The organism is Methyloceanibacter sp. (assembly GCF_041573655.1).
Classification (GTDB): Bacteria; Pseudomonadota; Alphaproteobacteria; order Rhizobiales; family Methyloligellaceae; genus Methyloceanibacter.
The window spans coordinates 81,191-102,700 of sequence record NZ_JBFFQD010000002.1; the positions used below are offsets into that span (position 1 = coordinate 81,191).

The following is a 21,510-nucleotide window of genomic DNA, read 5'->3' on the forward strand; positions in this document are numbered from 1 at the left end:
CGCGGCTAGCCCGCGGGCGCCTTGTCGCCGATCTGCTCGTAGGCGCCGTTCGACCAGCGATAGACCGCGTATGGCGGCAGGTTGGGATCGCCCTTCGCGTCGAAGCGCAATTCGCCGATCACGGTGTCGAAGGCGTTGCCGTTGAGAGCCTTGACCACGGCCGCAGCGTCGGTAGTGCCGGCCTTCTTGGCGGCTTCCGCCCAGGCTTGGATCGCGGCATAGGTGTAAAGCACATAGCCCTCCGGCTCGACGCCCTTCTCCTCGAAGCGGGCGACGACCTCGGCCGCGGCGGGATTCTTCCGCGGGTCGGGGGAGAAGGTCATGAGCGTTCCTTCGCCCGCAGGTCCGGTGATGGACCAATATTCCTGCGTGACCAGTGCGTCGCCGCCCATCAGCACCGCGTCCATGCCCTGATCGCGCATCTGCCGCAGGATGAGGCCAGCCTCGGTGTGATAGCCGCCCACATACACCACGTCGACGCCCGCCTGCTTCAGCTTGGAGACCAGCGCCGAATAGTCTTTTTCGCCGGCGGTGTAGGACTCGTTCAGGACGTCCTGGGTGCCGGCCGCGTTGAGCGCCTTCTTGACCTCGTCGGCCAGGCCTTTGCCGTACGCCGTCTTGTCGTCGATGATGGCGATGTTCTTGTCGCCGAAATTCTTGGCGAGGTACGCACCGGCAATGCCGCCTTGCTGATCGTCGCGCCCGACCACGCGATAAATGTTCGGTCCAGCGCGGCTATCGGTCAGCGCGGGACTGGTCGAGGCCGGCGAGATCATGATCACCGCGCTGTCGCCGTAAACGTTCGAAGCGGGGATGGATGACCCCGAGCAAAAATGCCCGGCAATGAAGGGCACGCCGGCGCCAACCATCTGATTTGCCACGGCCACGGCCTGTTTCGGATCGCAGGCATCGTCGCCGATTTCGGCTTTGAGCGTTTTGCCGAGCACGCCGCCCGCCGCATTGATGTCGGCGATCGCGAGGTCCGCACCGTTGGTCATCTGCGTGCCGAAGGAGGCGTATTGCCCCGTGACCGGCCCTGCTACGCCGATCGTCGTGACGTTGGGGTCGTCCGGCTCGCCACAAGCGGCGAGCGTGAGGCTTGCACACAGAACGGCAATCAGCCCTGTCAGACGGGTCATTGGGAATCTCCTTCCAAGCCTCGGCTGCCCTAACTTAGTGGTGCGTTCCGCGCGCGCCAAGTGAGGGGGCTCGTCCGCTCGTAGAGCCAACGATATTGCGTCACCATCTGCGTCGTACGCATGACGCGGAAGCCGAGCAGGGCCGCCGCAAGCAGCACCGCATAGGTGACAAGATAGTAGTAGGGGGAGAGCAGCGCGCCATCGAACAGCGCGTAGTGGAAAAAGCGCACGGCGCATGCGAGCAGCGCCGTATAGAAGAAGACGCGCCACAGTGGTCGCCAGGTGCCGGCCAGGCCCCGTCCTGCGAGATAGGCCGCACCGCCGCCGAGAATCAGCGTGAGCACGAGGAAGACGCCAAGCCCGTCGTCCGAGAGCCACGGCGCGATGGATGGAGCGAGCGCACTCATGTCCCGTTCGTCTCCTTCAACTTGGCGGTATCGCCCTCCAGATACGCCGCGCGCACCTCCGGCCGCTCCAGAAGTGCCTGGCCGCTGCCGGACATCGTGATGCGCCCGTTGACCATTACATAGCCGCGGGTAGCGATCTTGAGCGTCTGATAGGCGTTCTGCTCGACCAGGAACACGGTGAGGCCTTGCGCGTTGAGCTCCGCAATAGCCTCGAAGATCTGCTTGACCACGAGCGGTGCCAAGCCGAGGGACGGCTCATCCAGAAGCAGAAGCCTGGGGCGGCCCATCAGCGCGCGGGCGATGGCCAACATTTGCTGCTCGCCGCCGGACAGTGTGCCGCCGCGCTGGTCGGCGCGCGTCTTCAGCACTGGAAAGAGCGCCTGCACCCGCTCCAGGTCGGCATCGAAGCCGCCTGGATCGTCGGCGATGATGGCGCCCATTTGCAGGTTCTCCATCACCGTCATGCGCGGAAAGATGCGGCGTCCTTCCGGCGACTGCGCGATGCGCAGCCGCGCGATGTCATGTGTCGGCAATTGGGTAATGTCTTTGCCGTCGAACACGATCCGGCCTTGGCTCGCGCGCGGCCGGCCGCAGATCGTCATCATGGTGGTAGTCTTGCCGGCTCCGTTGGCGCCGATCAGCGCGACGATCTCGCCAGGCTTGACGTCGAGACTCACGCCATGCAGCACCGGCAGCCGTCCGTAGCAGGCCGTCACGTCGTCGAGTTCAAGGAGGGATTCGCTCATGGGCGCGCCCCCGAACCCGCAACGTCCTCTTCCGGTACGCCAAGATAGGCGGCGATCACCTGCGGATCGTTACGCACTTGCCGAGGCGTGTCGTCGGCGATCTTCTTGCCGTAGTCGAGCACGATGATGTGGTCGGAAATGCGCATGACCACGCTCATGTCGTGCTCGATGAGGAAGATGGCGATCTTCTCCGTCTCGCGAATTTTGTAGAGCAGTTCGTTGAGGCCCTCGCTCTCTCGCGCGTTGAGGCCGGCGGCCGGCTCGTCGAGGCACAGGAGCAGCGGCTTCGTGCACATGGCGCGCGCGATCTCCAGCCGGCGCTGATCGCCGTAAGGAAGATCGCCCGCCGCTTCATCGGCGCGGGACAACAGCCCCACCCGGTCAAGCCAGTAACGTGACAAATCGACGGCTTGGCCTTCGGCACGGGCGAAGTTGCCGAGGCCGAGCAGCGCGCCGATGGTGAAATTCGAAGCGCGGCGTAGCTCGTTGTGCTGCGCCACCATCAGATTCTCCAGAACGGTCATGCCGGGAAACAGGCGAATGTTCTGGAAGGTGCGGGCGACGCGGGCATCGGCGCTGATGTCGTGGTCTGTCATCCGCTCCAGATAGAAGCGGTCTCCGTCCGGCGCGCTCAAGCTGATCATGCCTTCGGTCGGCTTGTAAAACCCGGTGATGCAGTTGAACACGGTTGTCTTGCCGGCGCCGTTCGGTCCGATCAGCGCGGTGATGTCATGCCGGCCGACCTTGAACGACACGTCGTCGATGGCCACAAGGCCGCCAAAGCGCATGGTCAGATGTTCCACGCTGAGCACGGGGTCTGTGTCCCAATCTTTATCCTTCGTGTTCATCTGCGGCCCTGCCTGACGAGATCGCCGGAAACGGCGTTTGCGTCATTCAGCGAAATGGTTGGCGACCGCGACGCAATGAGGCCGCGTGGCCGCCAAATCATGATGCCCACCATGGCGATGCCGAACAGCAGCATGCGGTAGAGCGCGGGATCGAACCCTGCGCCAAAGATGCTCTGTAGGCCGTCAGTGTGCCGCAAGGCTTCGAAGCCGCCCACCATGACGACGGCCGCAATGGCCACGCCAAGCTGGCTGCCCATCCCGCCGAGCACGACGATCGACAGGATGATGGCGGACTCGATAAAACTGAAACTCTCCGGGCTGATGAAGCCTTGCCGCGTGGCGAAGAAGCAGCCGGCGAGCCCGCCGAACAGCGCGCCGGTGGCGAAGGCGGTGAGCTTGGTGACAGTGGTGTTGATGCCGAGCGAGCGGCAGGCGATCTCGTCTTCGCGCATGGCTTCCCAGGCGCGCCCGATCGGCAGACGCCGCATCCGCAAGGTCACGAAGTTGGTGAGAAACGCGAGCACCAAGATCAAATAGTAGAGAAACATAATGCCGTGCAGCGCGTCGTATTTCAGGCCGAAGAAGCTGGCGAATGTTGTGCCCTCGGCAAACGGAGAGAAGGGGAGGCCGAAGAAGGTAGGCTTCGGGATGCCGGAAATTCCGTTCGGCCCGTTGGTCACTTCGGTCCAGTTGAGCAGCACGATGCGGATGATCTCGCCGAAGGCCAAAGTGACGATGGCGAGATAGTCGCCGCGCAAGCGCAGCACGGGAAAGCCGAGAATGACGCCCCATAGCGCGGCCGCGAGCCCGGCGATGGGCAGACAGATCCAGAAGCCGAGACCGAAATGCGTGGCAAGCAGCGCGAAGGTGTAAGCGCCGACGGCATAGAAGGCGACATAGCCGAGGTCCAAGAGCCCTGCGAGCCCCACCACGATGTTCAGCCCCCAGCCGAGCATCACATAGGTGAGCACAAGGATGGAAAGATCGAACCAGTAGCGCAAGGGCAGGCCGAGATTGAAGGCCCGATCGAGTGCATACGATGTCAGCGGGAAGAAGATGGCGAACAGAATGCCGCCGACGATGAAGATTTGCGCGTAAGGCAGGTCGGGGAAAACATGAACGATAAGCCGGCGCAGCAATCCAAGACCGACAAAGAGAAGCGCAGCCCAGGCGATAAGTCCGAGGGCCGGAACATTGAAAATCGCCGATATGACGAGCCCGGCCACGCCAAGCGCGGCCGTTGTGCTCAACACGGTAATGTCGCGTTTGTCGAACGCATCGCGCGTAAACAACTTCGCAAACGGCGTGGTGAGCGGGTACTCCGTCTGCCAGACGAACAGGTTCAGCAGAAATCGGCCGACAAACACGATGCCGACAGCAATCGCGAGCAGACCGGGGCGCGGCTGAAGCGTCAGGCCCGTGATGCCGTCCACGGTGCGTAACCCGAGCACCAGCGAGAACAGCGCAAAGGCAACGACGCCCGCGAGAAGAGAGTCGGTCAGGGCCGATTTGAGCCGCAAGCCAAGAGGTTTGCCGGGCTCCGCCAACCTTAGACCTTCTCGATCTCAGGGCGCCCAAGCAGGCCCGTGGGGAAGAAGATAAGCACGATGGCGAGCATGGAGAACGCCGCCACGTCCTTGTACTCGATGGTGAAGTAGGCGGACCAAAACGTCTCGATCAATCCGATCACGAGTCCTCCCAGCATGGCGCCGGGAATGGAGCCGATGCCGCCGAACACCGCGGCGGTGAACGCCTTGATACCGACGATGAAGCCGATGAAGAAATCGATCACGCCGTAATAGAGGAGGTAAAGGAGCCCGGCGACGGCAGCGAGCGCGGCGCCGATCACGAAGGTGATGGAGATGGTGCGGTCCACATTGACGCCCGACAGCGACGCCATGAGCCGGTCTTGCTCACAGGCGCGCTGAGCGCGCCCCAGCGCGGTGCGGTTGATGATCAGCCAGAAGATCGTCATCAGCGCCAGCGTCGTCACCACGATGAGGATCTGGATGTTGGAGACGATCACCGTGAAGTTGCCTTCGGTGAACAGCTCGTAGCCGCCGGTGACAACGGGCTGCAGCGGCTTGACCCTGGCGCCTTGCGCCACCTGGATGAAGTTCTGCAGCACGATCGACATGCCAATGGCCGTGATCAGCGGCGCCAGGCGGAAGGAGTCGCGCAACGGCCGATAGGCGACGCGCTCGACCGTCCAACCCCAGACCGCCGTCAGCACCATGGCAAGGATGAGCACGATGAGCAGGGCCAACGGGATCATGGTCACGCCAATAGCCATCAGCGCCAGAAAGGCGATCAGCGCGATGAACGCGCCCACCATGAAGACGTCACCATGGGCGAAGTTGATCATGCCGATGATGCCATAGACCATGGTGTAGCCGATGGCGATCAGGCCATAGATCGAGCCCAGGGCCAGTCCATTGACGAGCTGTTGTAGGAAATAGGCCATGACGACGCCTGCCTCGCCTTCCCCCACTCGGGCTTGCAGACACTAAGGAAAGCGGGCCACGCGGCCCACTTCGGCATTTCTAGCAAGAAGGGCTTCCCCTGTGCATGCCCAAATTCAGAGCAGCAGGTGGGAGCCGTCGCAATACGGAGGATCGCCCGTGTCCTTGCACCCGCACAAAAGCGCCGACTCGGTGCGTTCCGCCGTGAACATGAGAGGCTCGATCCCTGTGCCATCGTGCGAGCCATCGCAAAAGGGCTGCTTCTTGCTGCGTCCGCAGCGGCACCACGCGTAGCGCTTCCCCGCCTCCAGTTCGACCTGATAGGGGTTGAGCTGCGGGCGCTCCGGTTCTTCCGACATGATGTTTCCCAGCTTTATTTGGCCCAGTCCTTATCCAAAACGCTTAGCCAATTCGTCTGCCTGACACAAGAAAGCGAGAGGATTTCCTGTTGAACGGCTCCCCACGGCTTTGCCCTACAATAGAGGCGCTCTCGGATGATTCGGCCCCAGCCGGCCCGCCGCGCGCGATTGTGGCGGAAATAGCCAGAAGTCCCTTGAGTCCAAGGCCCATCGGCATCATAGAGGGCGAGGGGGGACGCAACAGGGTCGTGTCGATGTTGGAGGCCGCCCGTGGCTGAATTGATTTTTGCTGTCGTCGCCCTCGCGGGCTTCTTCGCGCTGGCGATGAACCGCGTCTCGCTCCGTACCTGGGCGATCGTGATCTTCGTCTTCACGCTCAGCCTGCAGATCGCCTTCGGCTTCCCGTTCTGGACCTTCGCCGGCTGGCTCATCGCGGGGCTGCTGTTCGCCGGCAGCATGCCCCACCTGAAGCGTCAATACATCACGCTGCCGGTCTATCGCGCGCTCAAAGGCGCCATGCCGGCGATCTCGGAGACCGAGCGCGAGGCGCTCGAAGCCGGCACCACGGGCTGGGACGCGGAGTTGTTTTCCGGAGCGCCGGACTTCAACAAGCTGCGCCGCGTGGCGCCGATCACACTCACGGATGAAGAACGCGCCTTCCTCGACGGCCCGACAAACGAATTGTGCAAGCGCCTCGACGATTGGCGCATCCGCCATGACCTTCACGACGTGCCGGATGACGTCTGGCAGTTCGTACGCGATCAGGGCTTTCTCGGCATGCTCATCTCCAAGGAGCATGGCGGTCTCGGTTTCTCCGCGCAGGCGCAATCGCTCGTGCTCGGCAAGATCGCCTCGCGCAGTGCCGACGCCGTCACCATCGTCATGGTGCCGAACTCGCTCGGCCCCGGCGAGCTGATCGAGAAATACGGCACCGACGCGCAGAAAGATCACTACCTACCGCGGCTGGCCAAGGGGGAGGAGATTCCCTGCTTTGCGCTCACCGGCCCGTTCTCCGGCTCCGACGCCGCCGCCATGCGCGATGTCGGCATCGTCACCAAAGCCATGCATGACGGCAAGGAGACGCTCGGCATCCGGCTCACTTGGGACAAGCGCTACATCACGCTCGCACCGAATGCGACACTGCTCGGGCTCGCCTTCCGTTTGTTTGATCCGGACAATCATTTGGGCCGCGGCGAGGACGTCGGCATCACCCTGGGGTTGATCCCCACGGATCTTGAGGGCGTGGAGATCGGCCGCCGCCATCTGCCCACGGGCGCTGCGTTCCCCAACGGCCCCACTAAGGGCAAGGACGTTTTCGTACCAATCGACCAGATCATCGGCGGCCCCGAAGGGGCCGGCCAGGGCTGGCGCATGCTGATGAGCTGTCTGGCGGCCGGCCGCTCGGTTTCGCTCCCCGCGACCAGTGCCGCCGCCACCAAGGCAATGGCCCGCCACAGCACGGCCTATGCGCGCATCCGCAAGCAGTTCGGCTTGCCCATCGGTTTTATGGAGGGCGTCGAGGAGCCGCTGGCCCGTCTGGTGGAGAACGCGTATGGCATGGAGGCCGCGCGCGCCGTCACCTCCTCGATGGTCTCGGCGGGCGAGAAGCCGGCCGTGATCTCCGCGCTGCTGAAATATGTTTCCACCGAACGTATGCGCCAATCGGTGAACGATGCGCTCGATATCCATGGCGGCCGCGGTGTTTGCGATGGCCCGGCCAATTACATCCAGGCGGCCTATCAGATGGCGCCCGTGGGCATCACGGTGGAAGGCGCGAACATTCTGACGCGCACGCTCATCACCTTTGCCCAAGGCGCATTACGCAGTCACCCCTTCCTCTTCGCCGAGATCGAGGCGCTCCAGGACAAGGACCGCGACCGCGGCATTGAGACCTTCGAGAAGACGTTCGATTCCCATCGCGCGTTTTTGTTCTCCAATGCGGCCGGCGCGCTGTTCCACAACGTCACTCTGGGCAGGTTCGCCACGCCGCCGTCGAATACGGGCGACGTAAGCTATTGGTGGCGTCAATTGGCGCGCGCCGCGCGTTCCTTCGCTTTCGTTGCCGATGTCACCGTGGCGCTTCTCGGCGGCAGCCTGAAGGTGAAGCAGAAGATCGCCGGCCGCATGGCGGACGCGCTGTCTGAGCTCTATCTGCTGTCTGCGATCCTCAAACGCTACGAAGACGACGGGCGCCAAGCGGCTGACCGCAAGGTGGTCGACTACTGCGCGCAGAATTGTCTGCACCGGTTCGATGTCGCTTTACGCGGCGTGATCGACAACTTCCCCGCGCGCTGGGCGGCTTGGGCAATGAAGCCGCTGGTGCTGACTTATGGGTCGCGTGCGCCAGCGAGCGACAAACACGGCAAGGACATCGTACGGCTCGCCCTGAAGCCCGGCGCCTTCCGTGACCGGTTGACCCGGGAGATCTACGCCCCCGACGATCCTGCCGATCCGATTGGGCTTCTTGAAGCGACGCTTGTCAAAGCGATCGCCTGCGAGGAGGCCGAGAAGAAGCTGGAACGCGCCATTCGAAAGGGTGAGGTGAGGCGCCTCTATAACACCGATTGGATCAAGGACGCCGAGGAGAAGGGTATCTTGAGCGCAGACGAAGCGCGCGACCTTGCCAGCTTGCGCGACATGACCGCCCGTGTCATTGCCGTCGACGATTTTGCCGCTGTCGATCTGAAGCACGAAGATAAGACCCTGCAAAGCGGCGACGCGGATCCGTCCGCCCGCGCGCATATCGCCGCCGAGTAAGACTGGATCATGCAGATTACGCTTCCCGACCTAAAAGACTGGACCTTTTCCGTCGACCTCGAAGGCATCGCTTGGGCGATCATCGATCGCCAAGGCGAAAGCATGAACTCACTTGGCCGTAGGGCCATCGAGGAACTCGGCGAGGTCGTCGAGGCGCTGGAGCAGGTGCAGGCCGGCGAGGTCCGGGGTCTCGTGCTCATGAGCGGCAAGGACTCAGGCTTTGTCGCCGGGGCCGACATCCGTGAGTTCGAGGGCTTCGATACCGAGGAGAAGGTCAGAGACGTCGTCAAGCAGACGATCGAGCTGTTCGACCGCATCGAAGCTTTGCCAATGCCCGTGGTCGTCGCGATTCATGGCTACTGCCTTGGCGGGGGGCTGGAGCTAGCCTTGGCCTGCGACTGGCGCATCGCCGACCGCGAGGAGGGGACCAGGCTCGGCTTCCCCGAAGTGAAGCTCGGCATCTTTCCAGGGCTCAACGGCACCGTCCGCTCCATTCGGGTGGCAGGTCCCATGGACGCGATGACCGCCATGCTGACGGGCAAGATGCTGCGGCCGGGCGCGGCACGGGCCATGGGCCTCGTCGATCAACTTGTAGCCACGCGCCACAATCTGCGCTGGGCCGCGCGCAAGGCCGTGTTGCAGAAGCGCCGGTCGAAGGGTGCGCCCTGGTGGAAGAAGCTCATGGCCAAGCAGCCGGTGCGCGGCATGCTGGCCAAACAGATGCGCGCCAAGACGGCGGAGAAGGTGCGCGAGGACCATTACCCGGCGCCCTTCCGCCTGATCGATCTCTTCGAGCGCCATGGCGATGATCTGGCCGCCATGAAGCGCGCCGAGACGGAGATGTTCGCGCCGCTGATGGCGAGCGAGACCTCGCGAAACTTGCGCCGCGTGTTCGGGCTGTCGGAGATGCTGAAGGATGCCGCCCCGAAGGACGGCTTCCGCCCGCGTAAAGTCCACGTCATCGGCGCCGGCACCATGGGCGCGGACATCGCCGCCTGGTGCGTCGTCTCCGGCATGCAGGCGAGCTTGCAGGACCTCGACCAAGGCCAAATCGAAAAGGGCATCCATCGCGCCAAGAAGCTCTTCAAGAAGCGCTTGCGCGGCAAGACGGCGTTCGACTCCGGCGTTGCGCGCCTGATCGCGGACCCGGGCGGCAAGCAGATCAAGCATGCCGATGTGATCATCGAAGCGATCATCGAAAAGCTCGACGTGAAGCAGAAACTCTTCGCCGACCTGGAAACCAAGGCAAAGCCCGGCGCGGTGCTGGCGACAAACACTTCATCGCTCAAGCTGGAGGACATTGCCAAGCCGCTGAAGGATCCGGGGCGCCTGGTCGGACTTCATTTTTTCAACCCCGTCGCGCAGCTGCCCTTGGTCGAGGTCGTGCACGGCGAAGGGACGCGCGAGGAGGAGGTCGGCAAGGCCTGCCGCTTCGTCACCGCGATCAACAAGCTGCCTTTAGTCGTGAAGAGCTGTTCGGGCTTTTTGGTCAACCGCGTGCTCGCGCCCTACATGATGGAGGCCGTGCGGCTCTATCAAGACGGACAGCCACGCGAGAAGATCGATCAAGCCGCGCTCAAGTTCGGCATGCCCATGGGTCCGATGGAGCTGATGGACATGGTCGGTCTCGACATCTGCAACAAGGTCGGCGAGGAGCTGAACCTTGCACCGAAGACGGACGGTGCGTCCGACAACGTGCTTGCCTCGCTGGTGAATCAGGGCAAGCTCGGCAAGAAGACGGGCGAGGGCTTCTATGTGTGGGAAGACGGCAAGCCGAAGCGCGACGCGGAGGCAACCTTTGACGACGCCGAATTGGCGCGGCTCGGCCGCGAGCTCGTCCAGCCTCTGCTCGACGAAGCCGCGCGCGCCGAGGCGGACGGAATCGTCAAGGACGCCGACCACGTCGATGCGGGTGTGATCTTCGGCACGGGTTTCGCGCCGTTCCGCGGCGGTCCGCTGCACTACCGGAAGAGCCAAGACGCGAACGCTGCCGGCAAGGCCGCAGCATGAGGCTGGAAAGGACGTCATGACGCAAATGCCGATGCGGCGTGTCGCGGTGCTGGGTGGGATGCGAATCCCCTTCTGCCGCTCGCACACCGCTTACGCCGAGCTTTCCAACCTCGACATGCTGACGGCGGCGCTATGCGGGCTCGCCGATCGCTTCGGCTTGGCTGGCGCACATATCGACGAGGTGGTCGGCGGTGCGGTGATTACCCATGCCAAGGACTGGAACTTGGCCCGCGAGGCGGTGATTGGCAGCTCGTTGGCGCGCACCACGCCGGGCATCACCATGATGCAGGCCTGCGGCACGAGCCTTCAGGCGGCGCTGGGACTTGCCGCCAAGATCGCCACGGGCCAGATCGAGTCCGGCATCGCCATGGGCTCGGATACGACGAGCGATGCGCCCATCGTTTTCCAGAAGAAGTTCGCCAAGCGCCTGGTCAAGGCCTCGCGCGCCAAAAGCCTGGGCCAGCGTGTCGGGGCGTTTAAGGGCATGGCGCCCGGCGAGCTCGCGCCGCTGCCGCCGGATACCCGCGAGCCGCGCACAGGCCTCGGCATGGGCGAACACTGCGAGCTGATGGCCAAGGAATGGGGCATCTCCCGCCAGGATCAGGACATCCTCGCCTTCGAAAGCCACTGCAAGGCCGCCGCGGCCTACGACGAAGGCTTCATGGACGACCTCGTCGTCCCTAACGCCGGGCTCTTCCGTGACAACAATATCCGGGAGGATGCTTCCCTGGAGAAGCTGGCCGAACTGAAGCCCGTTTTCGACAAATCAGGGGGCACGATTACCGCCGGCAACTCGACCCCGTTAACGGATGGGGCCGCCACGGTGCTGCTGGCGAGCGAAAAATGGGCGAAATCCAAGGAAATTCCGATTCAGGCTTATTTAATTTTGGGTCGCACTTCTGCCGTAGACTATGTGGAAGGTGAAGGTCTCTTGATGGCGCCGACCGTGGCTGTCAGCGAACTGCTCGATCAGGCCGGACTTGCGCTTCAAGAGTTTGATTATTATGAGATTCACGAGGCATTCGCTGCTCAAGTGTTGGCTACTTTGAAGGCATGGGAATCAGAAGCCTATTGTCGGGACCGTCTGGGGCGGAACGCGCCCTTGGGCACGATCGACCAGGCCAAGATGAACGTCAAAGGCTCCTCGATCGCCTTTGGCCATCCCTTTGCCGCCACGGGTGCGCGAATCTTGTCAGTTTTGGCTAAACTCCTACATAGTGGGTGCGGCCAGAGAGGTTTGATCTCGGTGTGTACCGCTGGCGGTATGGGCGTTGCGGCGATCCTGGAAGGGGTCGAGGCGCAAGGCACAGGCGGTTCGGAAGCTAAGGAAATGGGCGCAGCATAAGTGCTCTATCGCCGGATCAGGAATTGGGTCCAACGAGACCCGTCAGGGACAGGGGGCAGAAGCCATTTTCGCCGAGGTGCACGGTGCGCCGGCGGCCCGACCATGACGGAGGTGCGCTAATGCGGCATCATTCTCTTACTGCGGCGATCGGCATCGTTCTTGCCGCCGCTCTTCTTCCCTTGAGTGCAACCAGCGCCATGGCCGCTGATCCCACTGGCTATTGGCGAAAAGCCGAGCAGCGCAGCAAGTGGCCCGGCAAGATGCTGATCCACGGCTGCGGCTCCGGGAAGCGCTATCTCTGCGTCAAGATCGCCTGGGTGAAGAATCCCGTACACGAGGGCAAGCCGCTCCGCGACGTTCTCAACAAGAACACGTCGTTGCGCAGCCGTGAGATCGTCGGGCTGCAGATCGCCAGAGGTCTTGCGAAGGTCGCCGGCAATCAGTGGAAGGGCAACATCTACAACCCGGAGGACGGCCGCACCTACTCCGCGACGCTGACGCAAGTCTCGCGCAGCAAGATCATTCTCAAGGGCTGTATGGGGTTTATGTTTTGCGGTGAGCGCGTCTGGGTGAGGACCTCGCCGCCGCCGAAGGAGCCCGAGCCCGAGGCCAAGCCTGAGGAGCAGATCGAGGCTAAAGCCGAGCCCGAAGCCACGCCAGAGGCTGCGTCTGTAGCCGCGGCGGAGCCAGCGGCATCGCCCGAGGCGGCAACGAACGTCATCACGCCAGCGGCGGCTGCATCGAACTCAATGGGTACAGCGGAGATGGCCACGCCCGCCGCGCATCAGAGCACGGAGCCCGGCTATCACTTCTTGAATAGCGCCGCTGCCGCGCCGGAATCCGCCAACTTCACGGGTAACGACCTGCCGAGCATGTTCCATATGACGACGCCGCTCGATCAGAACGCCGTTGCCGCGACTGAAGGCGCACCGACGCCCGTGACGCAGCCCCAGCCGCAGGCGCGGACGATTGAGGCGAATGCGGCACCTGCGCCGGCACCGCAACCGAATCCGGCGCCGCCACAAGCGAAGCCCGCAGCGGCGCCCAAGCCTGTCGCCGCGCCCAAGCCCATTGCGGCGCCTACGCCCGCAGCTGCCCCGGCGCCCGCAGTGTCTCCTGAGCCGGCCCCGGCCGACGTCAGCGGCTCGACCGAGACCGCCGATGCCACCGACGCCACTGCCCCTGTCGCCGCGCCATCACGGCCGCTGACCTGGCGCGAGCGGCGCAGGCTGCGGCGTCAGCAGAGACTGCGGCAGCAGACCGAAGGGGTGCTTCCCTGGGCCGGTCAGTGACGCTCTAGGTCTGCGCGCGTAGCTCTTTTTTGGAGAGTTTGCCGATCATCGTCTTCGGCAACTCGTCGCGGAACTCTATGGCCGCCGGCAGCTCGAGCTTGGATAGCTTCGGGCGCAAGAACGTCATGAGATCCGGAGCAGTCGCTTCGTGCCCTTCCTTTAGGCGCACATAGGCCTTGGGTGCTTCGCCCCGGTACTCATCCGGAATCCCCACCACGCAGCACTCCGCGACCGCAGGATGTTCGTAGAGCGCATCCTCGATTCGCCGCGGATAGACCTTGAATCCCGCGGCGTTGATCATGTCCTTGATACGGTCGACGATAAAGATGAAGCCTTCGTCGTCCATGTAGCCCACGTCGCCGCTGCGGAAGTAGCGCCCAACGAAGGCGGACTCCGTTTCGTCCGGCTTCCTCCAATACCCCGTCATCACTTGCGGTCCGGCAATGCAGATCTCGCCCGGGTCGCCGCGCGTGACCTCCTTGGTCGGATCCTCAAGCGAGCGGATGCTGATCTCGGTGCCCGGAAGCGGCAAGCCGATGGAGCCTTCTTTTGTCTTGTCGAGCGGATTGCAGGTGGCGACCGGTGCGGTTTCGCTCAAACCGTAACCTTCGACTAAGTTGCTGCCGGTCAGCGCCTCGAAGCCCCGCTTCACCTCGATCGGAAGCGCCGCGCCGCCGGAGATGCAGAAATCAAGCGAGGTCAGATCGAATTTCTTGATCGCGTGATGATGCAGGATGGCGTTGAACAAAGTCGGGACGCCAGGCATCACCGTTGGCTTCTGCGTGCTGATCAGCCTCAAAGCGTCGATCAGCTCGAATTTCGGCATGAGAATCATTTCTATACCGCTGGCGACGCCGAAGTTCATCACCGTGGTCATGGCAAAGACGTGGAATAACGGCAGCACGCCGAGCACGCGATCGATCGCGTCCTGCGGCCTGTTTCCCCATAGCTTCACCTGCGCCACGTTGATTGAGATGTTGGCGTGGGTCAGCATTGCGCCCTTAGGCGTGCCCGTGGTGCCGCCGGTGTATTGCAGGACGGCGACCGAATCGGGCGTGACAACCGGTGTGTCATAGCGGCCGTCATTGGCTAGCAAGTCCTTCTCGCGCACGATCTGGCGGCGGAAGCGCGAGGCGCCGACCCTGGCGATCTTCGTCCGCCGCGTGAGCTTGAGGCCGGCCGCCTTCAGCGGCGGCAGCAGTGAGGTGAACTTCGCCACCACGGCCTTCTCCAGCGCGCCGCGCTCAAGCATGGCCTCGACCTTTTCGAACAGAAGCGCCAGGTCGAGCGTCACCATGATCTTGGTGTCGCTGTCGCGGATCTGAAACTCGATCTCGTCCAGGCTGTAGAGCGGATTGAAGTTGACAACCGTGCCGCCGGCCTTGAGCACTGCGAAATAGAAGATCACGAAGGTGGGCGTATTGGGCAGCAGCAGCCCCACCTTCACCCCTTCGCCGACGCCGAGCGCCCGCAAGCCCTTGGCGGCGCGGTCGGAGAGCGCGCCGATCTCCGCGTAGCTCAGGCGTTTCCCCAAGAAATAGGTGCACGGCCGGTCGCCGTATGCGCCCACCGCCTCATCGAGCAGGGTGTGGACGAGGGTGGGGGCAAAGTCCTGATCCCAGGAGAGGCCGGTCGGATAGGCGGACAGCCAAGGGCGACTTCCAGCCTCTTGAGGACCGTCCGTGGATGCCCGATTCGCCTTACTAGCCATAGATCTTCGGTTTTTTGCCCTGTTTGCCGCTGGTTAACGGGTGAAAGGCCGTCTGACGGAGGCAATTGGCCGCAAGCCCGTTCCTCTAGTATAATTGTAGCACGGGGTTGATATTCAGGCCCGAAACAGGGCACACCCCTTGCGGAATATGCGGAAACCAAGGCGCGGCCAGGCGCAAAAACGCCAAGTTTGTTAGCGATTAGAACCTATAGTAATGGCGAATCCAGTGAGTTGGGCACGGGTAGACTCGGCTAGTTTTTAAGTCTATTCCAAAGCCTGACTTGCCCTAGGACTAGCTAGGTTTTAGCCAGGGACCATTAGATACGGACCCCTTAACGGGGCAGGGAGAGTGATATGGACGAGGTGGCCACCAAGATCATCGAGATTCTGCGCAAGAACATGAAGGATCCGTCCAAGCCCGTTACGCTCGAAACCCCGCTTAGCGAGCTTGAGATCGAATCCCTCGATCTGGCGGTGATCGTATTCGATATTGAGGATACCTTTGGTATTGAGATCCCTTATAATGCGAACGAAGAAGTGGAAGCGTTCGCGACGGTCGGCTCTGTGGTCGATCGCGTGAAGGGCATTATCGCAGAATCGAAGGCCTCGGGCGCAGCAGCTTAAACCGGCCAGTCCGCTCGGGTCCTTCCCGGGACGTCGACTAGGCTTGGAGTACGGCTTAACACTACATGACACACTCTAACGGACGCCGCCGCGTCGTGGTCACTGGCCAGGGCGTGGTTACGCCTTTGGGTACGGGCGTGGACAAGTTCTGGGCTGCAATCAAGAGCAGCGCTTGCGGTGTTCGCGAGGTCCAGAGCTTCGATACCGAAGACCTGTACATCACGATTGCCGGCGAGGTGCCTGACTTCGAGCCGCGGGAGCGCTTGAAGAGCAAGCAGCTGCTGCTGGCCGACAAGTATTCCCAATATGCGGGCTGTGCCGCGTCAGAAGCCGTGGCCCAGTCGAAGCTGGAGCTGCCGCTGAGCGACACCGACAGCTATCGCTCGGCCTGCATTATCGGCTCCGGCGTCGGTGGCCTCACCACGCTCGAGTTCTCCTACAAGATGCTCTTCAAGGAGAACAAGCGCGCGACCCATCCCCTGACGCTCCTGAAGGCCATCGGCTCGTCCGCCTCGGCTCATGTGAGCATCGAATACGGCATCAAGGGTCCGACCTTCGGCGTGGTCAGCGCCTGCTCGACGGCCACGCACTCCATCGGCCTCGTCTACCAGATGATCCGGAACGGCCTGGTCGATATGGGTATCGGCGGTGCCGCGGAAGCCTCGCTGAACTGGGGCGCCACGCGCGCCTGGCAGGCCATGCGTGTGCTGAGCCCCGATGGGCTGTTTCCCTTCTCGAAGGACCGCAACGGCACGGTCCTAGCCGAGGGCTCCGGTATTCTGGTGCTGGAGGACTATGAGCGCGCCAAAGAGCGCGGCGCGCCGATCCTGGCAGAGGTCATGGGCTATGGCATGACGGCGGATGCCGCAGACATGGTCAACCCATCCATTGACGGCGCCTCCACGGCCATGCAGATGGCGCTGGACGACAGCGGGCTTAGCCCGTCCGACATCGACTACGTGAACGCCCATGGCACGGCGACGGCGGTGAACGACATCAACGAGACCCGCGCCATTAGACGCGTATTCGGCGATGTCGCCGACGATCTGTCCATCTCCTCGACGAAGTCGATGCACGGCCATTGCCTCGGCGCCGGTGGTGGCATCGAAGCGGTCGCCGCGATCAAGGCGATCGAGGAGAACTACGTGCCGCCGACCGTGGGGCTCAACGAGCCGGATCCGGAATGCGATCTAGACTACACGCCGAACAAGGGCAAAGAGCGCGACATCAACTACGCGATGTCGAACAGCTTCGCCTTTGGCGGCCTCAACGCCGTGCTTATATTCGGCCCGCCGCCGGCGTAAATCGCACTCGGCCTGATCGCCTAGCCCTTCGCTCTTCCCTACTCGACGATCTCGATCTCGCCTGGTCGCCAGGTCTTGTCGAACCATGCCTCGGTTGGACTGTAGAGGCGTAACAGGCAAAACCACCCTTTGTTGGGGACGGTTTGAATCCAGTTCGCTTCCTTTCCTTCAGGCGCTTCCGGCCCGAAGTAGATGTCGATCGAACCGTCATCGTTGATCAGCATCTTGTCGCGCTTGTTGTTCTTGTTCGGGTAGGGCTGACCGGTCTGCAACATGGAGCGGGTCTGCGAATCGTAGACCACGATGGACATGAACTTCTCCGCGGGCGCATCCCCTGGAAGGTTCAGCTTGTATGACTTACCGCCGTCCAGATAATCGCCATTTTCGTCCAGGTAGCCCCACGCATATTGGGAGCCCTTTCCGATCAACTTCCAGACCATGGCCGGCGAATTGAACGTCGCCATGTAGAAATATTGCGCTCTTGCATCGATATCGCGGCCTCCCAGTCCCTGGTCCTTCAGGTACTCATGGGAATTGCCGATCATGCCGCGCTTCCAATAGCTGTCCTTGTAGAGGAACTCGTCCTGATTGCGTTCGTACCAAAACAGGGCGCGTGTCGTTGCATTGCCCAGTTTCGCGGCCTGCGTCAGAAGTTTCTTCATCCTTTCGTCTGGCGCGAACGGTTCACCCTTCTGGATGCCAATGGTCGAGAAGAGACCACGAAGCTCAGGGTCCAGAAATTCAAGCGGCTCGCGATCGATCACGGCATGAAGTTCTTCGAAGAACTCGTAGTTCGCAGAGTGAACGGTATTGAATTCGGTTCCGGTTCCCTTGATGAAGTCCATCGCCGGTGGATTGGCAGCTGCGCTGAGTGGATAGATCTTGACGCCCTTTCTGAACAACTCGCTGGAGTAATCCGGCTTGCCGTCCTTCAGGAACCCGCGCAGCAGCACCCAGACCGCATAGCTGCGTGATTCTGCGATCGTGTAGACGCCCTGCGGAATGAGCCCGTCGAAATCGGCCTTTTCATAACCGGGGGGAAGGATCAGAAACTTTCCGCCCTTCCCGTGGTGGGGTCCTGGAGGCCCCATGTCGACAACGTTTCGGGAAAATGAGTCAATCATGATCCCGGGCCCCGTTCCGCCAGGTATCTCGACCACCGTTGGGCCATCGCGCTCCAGATTGAGAAAAGAGGTGAGATAGACAGTGCCCGCATTGCCGGTGAGGAACAGGGAACTGCTGTCCATCAGCCCATCGAAGATGATGGCCTGATTGGCTTCCTTTTGCCCGAGTGCCATATGACCGCGACGGCCCGCCTCGAAATTAGCGGCCGGCATGCCGTTCAATATTGCTTGCAGCCCGCGATTGAGATCCAGGTTCGCAAAAAGGGCCTTGGCAGCCTCAGCGTCGGGTATGCCGTCAAAGAATTTCAGCGTGCCGATTCTCGTGTCGACAGTGTCTGGCGTCAGAACTGATTCTGGAATTTTGGTGTTGAAGCCTGGGGTGGCGTCTTGGGCGACCGCTATTCCCGTCATCGCCGAGCAGTTCACCAATACCGCCAGCACTAAAGGCCTGATGTAAGGTGGAGTCATTTCGTCCTCCCGCTGCAAACATATGTACCGATCTGCACCTGGAGCCTAGGACATAGACCGGTGTGTGGTCCACAGTGCCTCCCTGTTGGACCTCGTCGGCAATCATCTTGTTGCGCTTGTCGAGGAACAGGATGCGGAATTGCTCCTTGGCTTCGAAGCCCATGGCGGCCCGGCAATAGTCCAGCACCTGTTTCCACGAGCCAAGCAGCGGGCGTTCCAGCACCTCGCCGCGCATCAGCCGTAGCGCCGCGGTGCGCACCAGCTTGATTTCGGTGATGGCCGCATCGCCTAGCCCCGGAATCTCCAAAAGCAGGTCTTCCGGCGCGTTCACGGCCTTGGCGAACGTGCCGAAGCGCGCCAGGATGGCCTTGGCGATCGGCTTGGTATCCCGGCGGGGCATGGCGCGGAACAGCACGATCTCCAGCAGCTCATAGTCCGGGACGGCATCGGCGCCCGCCTCGCGAAAGCGCGTCCTAAGGCGTTCGCGATGACCGAGATATTGTGGTTTGCCGGCGTCTTTGAACCCCATGACGCATCACTCGCGTCAAGTGCCCGCCGGCGGACGATCTAGGCCCTTAGGCGACAGCGTGAACACCTCGTAGCCAGTCTCCGTGACGCCGACGGTATGCTCGAACTGTGCCGACAGCGAGCGGTCGCGCGTCACCGCCGTCCACCCGTCGGACAGGATCTTCACGTGCGGTTTGCCGATATTGATCATCGGCTCGATGGTGAACAGCATGCCCGGCTTCAGCGGCAAACCTTCGCCGGGCTCTCCGTAATGAAGAATGTTGGGCCGGTCGTGGAACACACGCCCAAGCCCGTGGCCGCAGAAATCGCGCACCACGCTACAGCGCTCGCCTTCCGCATAGGTCTGGATGGCGTGCCCGATATCGCCGGTCGTCGCGCCGGGCTTCACCACGGCCACGCCGCGCATCAGCGCGTTATGGGTGACGTCGAGCAGGCGTTCGGCAGCGCGGGAGATCTTGCCCACCGGATACATGCGGCTGGAATCGCCGTGCCAGCCACCGACAATGAAGGTCACGTCGATATTGAGAATGTCGCCCTCGCGTAGCCCCCGCGGGCCCGGGATGCCGTGGCACACCACATGGTTCAGCGAGGTGCAGATGGCCTTCGGGAAGCCGCGATAGTTCAGCGGCGCCGGAATGGCCTCATGATCCATGGCGAAGTCATAGGCGATGGCGTCGAGCGCATCGGTCGTCACCCCAGGCTTCACATGATCGACGAGAAGGTCGAGCATCTCCGCCACGAGACGGCCGGCCTTGGCCATGCCGGCGAAGGCGTTGGCGTCGTGCAGCTTGATCTTGGTGTCGCGCACTTGCGCGCGGGCGAATTCGAGATTGGACATGGGCAGGGATTATAGGGACTTCCCGCTAGAGGTAAGAGGAAATCTGCGTCGGTTCAATCAGGCCTCGTCCACGCCGGGTGGCGGCCGAAGGGGAATGGCGCGCGGCAGCGCCAGACCTTCGAGCGTCACCTCCGAGGAGACGGCCAGCGCTTCCACCCCGGCGGCGCTGGCTTCGGTGAAGGCCCTGGCGTAGGTGGGGTCGATATCGTGGGCGAGGGTGAAGCGGTCGGCGTCGCCCCGCTGGACGAAGTAGACCATGACGGCCCGGGCGCCTGCCGCCACCATGCTGCAGAGCGCTTTGAGGTGCTTGGTGCCGCGCGCGGTGACGGAATCGGGGAACTCGGCAAGCCCGGCCTGCCGCATCAGGTGGACGTTCTTGATCTCCACGTAGCAGGGCGGGCGCTTGGGGTCCTCCAGGAGAATGTCGATGCGCGAATTCTCCGCGTAGCGGACTTCCCGTCGCAGCGTGGCGTAGCCGGTGAGGGCAGGGATCAGCCCCGCTTCGATCGCCGCCGCCACCGCCGCATTGGGGCTCCCCGTATTGATGCCGACCAGCGTGGGCCCAACGCCCAAGTCCACCTCGATCAGCTCCCAGGAATAGGGGAGCTTGCGTTTCGGATTGGCCGAGCGCGACAGCCACACACGCGAGCCGGGCGCATTAAGCCCCAGCATGGACCCCGGATTGGCGCAATGCGCGGTGACCGTCTCGCCGGAGAGAAGCTCAACATCGGCGAGGAAGCGCTTATAGCGTTTCAGGAGCCGCCCTTCGGCCAGGCCAGAGGAAAACCGCATCAGCATGAGGCCACGGTACGCGAGGTGACGCGCGACCAACAAGGTTTGCGCGATGTTCCCCCACAGGGCATCAAATACCGGCCAAGGACGGGACAAGCCGGCGAAGCCGGTCAATAATGGCGTCTTTCGCCCGCAAACTGGCTTCAAGGATCATGACTTCGGAGACTTCAGATACCGTCACCGCCGCGCTGCTCGTGATCGGCGAGGAGATCCTCTCCGGCCGTACCAGGGACGAGAATGTCGGCTACATCGCCGCCTATCTCACCCGGATCGGCATCGCGCTGCGTGAGGTCCGGGTGGTCGCGGATGTGGAGGCGGACATCGTCGAGGCGGTCAACGCGCTGCGTGAGCGCTACACCTATGTCTTCACCACCGGCGGCATCGGGCCCACCCACGACGACGTCACCACTGATGCGATTGCCAAGGCCTTCGGCGTCGGCGCAAACGTTAACGCCGATGCCGTGGCCGCCATGCGCCAGCACTATAAGAGCGGTGAGCTCTCGCCCGCGCGGCTCCGCATGGCCCGCATTCCAGAGGGCGCCGAGCTGATCCACAACGCGATCTCCCGCGCGCCGGGCTACAAGCTCCAAAACGTCATCGTTATGGCCGGCATCCCCCGCGTCATGCAGGTGATGCTGGACGAGGTCGTCCCGAGGCTTGCCAAGGGGCGCCCCATCATCTCGCGCAGCGTTCGGATCGATGCACCCGAGGGCGATATCGCCCCTCCGCTGGGCGCCCTCCAGGCGGCACATCCGG

The 21,510-nt window shown here is 62.7% G+C and carries 19 protein-coding genes; 7 read left to right on the forward strand and 12 right to left on the reverse strand.

Annotated elements, in window-relative coordinates:
• Positions 1–5: 5 nt before the first annotated feature.
• From ABY454_RS01095 to ABY454_RS01125, 7 genes are all read right to left on the reverse strand, one after another.
• On the reverse strand, positions 6–1,139 hold the full coding sequence (locus ABY454_RS01095) for a branched-chain amino acid ABC transporter substrate-binding protein (protein WP_372928321.1): 1,134 nt from the start codon (positions 1,137–1,139) through the stop codon (positions 6–8).
• Between the two features lie 29 nt (positions 1,140–1,168).
• Positions 1,169–1,546: a DUF6867 family protein gene (locus ABY454_RS01100; protein ID WP_372928322.1), complete on the reverse strand. Its 378-nt coding sequence runs from the start codon at positions 1,544–1,546 to the stop codon at positions 1,169–1,171.
• A complete protein-coding gene (locus ABY454_RS01105) occupies positions 1,543–2,292 on the reverse strand; it encodes an ABC transporter ATP-binding protein (protein WP_372928323.1) in 750 nt (249 codons plus the stop codon). The genes ABY454_RS01100 and ABY454_RS01105 overlap by 4 nt, the downstream gene beginning before the upstream one ends.
• On the reverse strand, positions 2,289–3,140 hold the full coding sequence (locus ABY454_RS01110) for an ABC transporter ATP-binding protein (protein ID WP_372928324.1): 852 nt from the start codon (positions 3,138–3,140) through the stop codon (positions 2,289–2,291). The genes ABY454_RS01105 and ABY454_RS01110 overlap by 4 nt, the downstream gene beginning before the upstream one ends.
• Positions 3,137–4,642, reverse strand: a complete 1,506-nt coding sequence (gene livM, locus ABY454_RS01115) for a high-affinity branched-chain amino acid ABC transporter permease LivM (protein WP_372928338.1) — start codon at positions 4,640–4,642, stop codon at positions 3,137–3,139. Before livM ends, ABY454_RS01110 begins: the two co-directional genes overlap by 4 nt.
• Before the next feature lie 47 nt (positions 4,643–4,689).
• Entirely contained in the window at positions 4,690–5,604 is a 915-nt protein-coding gene (locus tag ABY454_RS01120) for a branched-chain amino acid ABC transporter permease LivH (protein WP_372928325.1), read from the reverse strand.
• 114 nt (positions 5,605–5,718) lie between these two features.
• Complete coding sequence (locus tag ABY454_RS01125) at positions 5,719–5,961, reverse strand: CDGSH iron-sulfur domain-containing protein (protein ID WP_372928326.1); 243 nt, start codon at positions 5,959–5,961, stop codon at positions 5,719–5,721.
• Between the two features lie 270 nt (positions 5,962–6,231).
• Between ABY454_RS01125 and ABY454_RS01130 the strand changes: the two genes are divergently transcribed.
• The 4 genes from ABY454_RS01130 to ABY454_RS01145 all read left to right on the forward strand — a co-directional run bounded on the left by ABY454_RS01130 (position 6,232) and on the right by ABY454_RS01145 (position 13,365).
• Positions 6,232–8,718, forward strand: a complete 2,487-nt coding sequence (locus ABY454_RS01130; RefSeq protein ID WP_372928327.1) for an acyl-CoA dehydrogenase — start codon at positions 6,232–6,234, stop codon at positions 8,716–8,718.
• Between the two features lie 9 nt (positions 8,719–8,727).
• On the forward strand, positions 8,728–10,728 hold the full coding sequence (locus tag ABY454_RS01135) for a 3-hydroxyacyl-CoA dehydrogenase NAD-binding domain-containing protein (RefSeq protein WP_372928328.1): 2,001 nt from the start codon (positions 8,728–8,730) through the stop codon (positions 10,726–10,728).
• Between the two features lie 25 nt (positions 10,729–10,753).
• The gene (locus ABY454_RS01140; protein ID WP_372928339.1) at positions 10,754–12,073 is read left to right on the forward strand and encodes an acetyl-CoA C-acetyltransferase; all 1,320 of its coding nucleotides are present in this window, start codon (positions 10,754–10,756) and stop codon (positions 12,071–12,073) included.
• Positions 12,074–12,192: 119 nt separating this feature from the next.
• Entirely contained in the window at positions 12,193–13,365 is a 1,173-nt protein-coding gene (locus tag ABY454_RS01145) for a DUF2147 domain-containing protein (protein WP_372928329.1), read from the forward strand.
• A 4-nt stretch (positions 13,366–13,369) separates the two neighbouring features.
• Here the strand turns inward: ABY454_RS01145 and ABY454_RS01150 are convergent, their stop codons facing one another.
• Positions 13,370–15,076, reverse strand: coding sequence for a long-chain fatty acid--CoA ligase (locus ABY454_RS01150; RefSeq protein ID WP_372928330.1), 1,707 nt, complete (start codon positions 15,074–15,076; stop codon positions 13,370–13,372).
• Positions 15,077–15,430: 354 nt separating this feature from the next.
• On the opposite strand from ABY454_RS01150, the gene ABY454_RS01155 reads away from it, so the two are divergent.
• Together ABY454_RS01155 and ABY454_RS01160 are read left to right on the forward strand one after the other, a co-directional pair.
• Positions 15,431–15,700, forward strand: coding sequence for an acyl carrier protein (locus tag ABY454_RS01155; protein WP_372928331.1), 270 nt, complete (start codon positions 15,431–15,433; stop codon positions 15,698–15,700).
• A 65-nt stretch (positions 15,701–15,765) separates the two neighbouring features.
• Positions 15,766–17,004, forward strand: coding sequence for a beta-ketoacyl synthase (locus ABY454_RS01160; protein WP_372928332.1), 1,239 nt, complete (start codon positions 15,766–15,768; stop codon positions 17,002–17,004).
• Positions 17,005–17,042: 38 nt separating this feature from the next.
• Here ABY454_RS01160 and ABY454_RS01165 read toward each other — a convergent pair whose 3' ends face one another.
• From ABY454_RS01165 to sfsA, 4 genes are read right to left on the reverse strand one after another with little or no spacing between them, the layout of a single operon-like run.
• Positions 17,043–18,539, reverse strand: coding sequence for a DUF1254 domain-containing protein (locus ABY454_RS01165; protein ID WP_372928333.1), 1,497 nt, complete (start codon positions 18,537–18,539; stop codon positions 17,043–17,045).
• On the reverse strand, positions 18,424–19,125 hold the full coding sequence (locus tag ABY454_RS01170) for a RadC family protein (RefSeq protein WP_372928334.1): 702 nt from the start codon (positions 19,123–19,125) through the stop codon (positions 18,424–18,426). The genes ABY454_RS01165 and ABY454_RS01170 overlap by 116 nt, the downstream gene beginning before the upstream one ends.
• Positions 19,126–19,140: 15 nt before the next feature.
• Positions 19,141–19,962 (reverse strand): type I methionyl aminopeptidase, encoded by an 822-nt coding sequence (gene map, locus ABY454_RS01175; protein ID WP_372928335.1) that lies wholly within the window; start codon positions 19,960–19,962, stop codon positions 19,141–19,143.
• 57 nt (positions 19,963–20,019) lie between these two features.
• Positions 20,020–20,754 carry a DNA/RNA nuclease SfsA gene (gene sfsA / locus ABY454_RS01180; RefSeq protein ID WP_372928336.1) on the reverse strand — a complete coding sequence of 245 codons (735 nt, stop codon included), beginning with the start codon at positions 20,752–20,754 and terminating at the stop codon, positions 20,020–20,022.
• A 152-nt stretch (positions 20,755–20,906) separates the two neighbouring features.
• Between sfsA and ABY454_RS01185 the strand changes: the two genes are divergently transcribed.
• On the forward strand, positions 20,907–21,510 hold a 604-nt coding region (locus ABY454_RS01185), incomplete at its 3' end, for a competence/damage-inducible protein A (RefSeq protein WP_372928337.1).

What these genes read in the sequence shown, in the direction of transcription:
- ABY454_RS01095 (WP_372928321.1), bottom strand. Translation starts at nt 1,139, where the DNA reads ATGACCCGTCTGACAGGGCTGATTGCCGTTCTGTGTGCAAGCCTCACG.
- ABY454_RS01100 (WP_372928322.1), bottom strand. Translation starts at nt 1,546, where the DNA reads ATGAGTGCGCTCGCTCCATCCATCGCGCCGTGGCTCTCGGACGACGGG.
- ABY454_RS01105 (WP_372928323.1), bottom strand. Translation starts at nt 2,292, where the DNA reads ATGAGCGAATCCCTCCTTGAACTCGACGACGTGACGGCCTGCTACGGA.
- ABY454_RS01110 (WP_372928324.1), bottom strand. Translation starts at nt 3,140, where the DNA reads ATGAACACGAAGGATAAAGATTGGGACACAGACCCCGTGCTCAGCGTG.
- ABY454_RS01120 (WP_372928325.1), bottom strand. Translation starts at nt 5,604, where the DNA reads ATGGCCTATTTCCTACAACAGCTCGTCAATGGACTGGCCCTGGGCTCG.
- ABY454_RS01125 (WP_372928326.1), bottom strand. Translation starts at nt 5,961, where the DNA reads ATGTCGGAAGAACCGGAGCGCCCGCAGCTCAACCCCTATCAGGTCGAA.
- ABY454_RS01135 (WP_372928328.1), top strand. Translation starts at nt 8,728, where the DNA reads ATGCAGATTACGCTTCCCGACCTAAAAGACTGGACCTTTTCCGTCGAC.
- ABY454_RS01140 (WP_372928339.1), top strand. Translation starts at nt 10,754, where the DNA reads ATGCCGATGCGGCGTGTCGCGGTGCTGGGTGGGATGCGAATCCCCTTC.
- ABY454_RS01145 (WP_372928329.1), top strand. Translation starts at nt 12,193, where the DNA reads ATGCGGCATCATTCTCTTACTGCGGCGATCGGCATCGTTCTTGCCGCC.
- ABY454_RS01150 (WP_372928330.1), bottom strand. Translation starts at nt 15,076, where the DNA reads ATGGCTAGTAAGGCGAATCGGGCATCCACGGACGGTCCTCAAGAGGCT.
- ABY454_RS01155 (WP_372928331.1), top strand. Translation starts at nt 15,431, where the DNA reads ATGGACGAGGTGGCCACCAAGATCATCGAGATTCTGCGCAAGAACATG.
- ABY454_RS01160 (WP_372928332.1), top strand. Translation starts at nt 15,766, where the DNA reads ATGACACACTCTAACGGACGCCGCCGCGTCGTGGTCACTGGCCAGGGC.
- ABY454_RS01165 (WP_372928333.1), bottom strand. Translation starts at nt 18,539, where the DNA reads ATGACGGGAATAGCGGTCGCCCAAGACGCCACCCCAGGCTTCAACACC.
- ABY454_RS01170 (WP_372928334.1), bottom strand. Translation starts at nt 19,125, where the DNA reads ATGGGGTTCAAAGACGCCGGCAAACCACAATATCTCGGTCATCGCGAA.
- map (WP_372928335.1), bottom strand. Translation starts at nt 19,962, where the DNA reads ATGTCCAATCTCGAATTCGCCCGCGCGCAAGTGCGCGACACCAAGATC.
- sfsA (WP_372928336.1), bottom strand. Translation starts at nt 20,754, where the DNA reads ATGCGGTTTTCCTCTGGCCTGGCCGAAGGGCGGCTCCTGAAACGCTAT.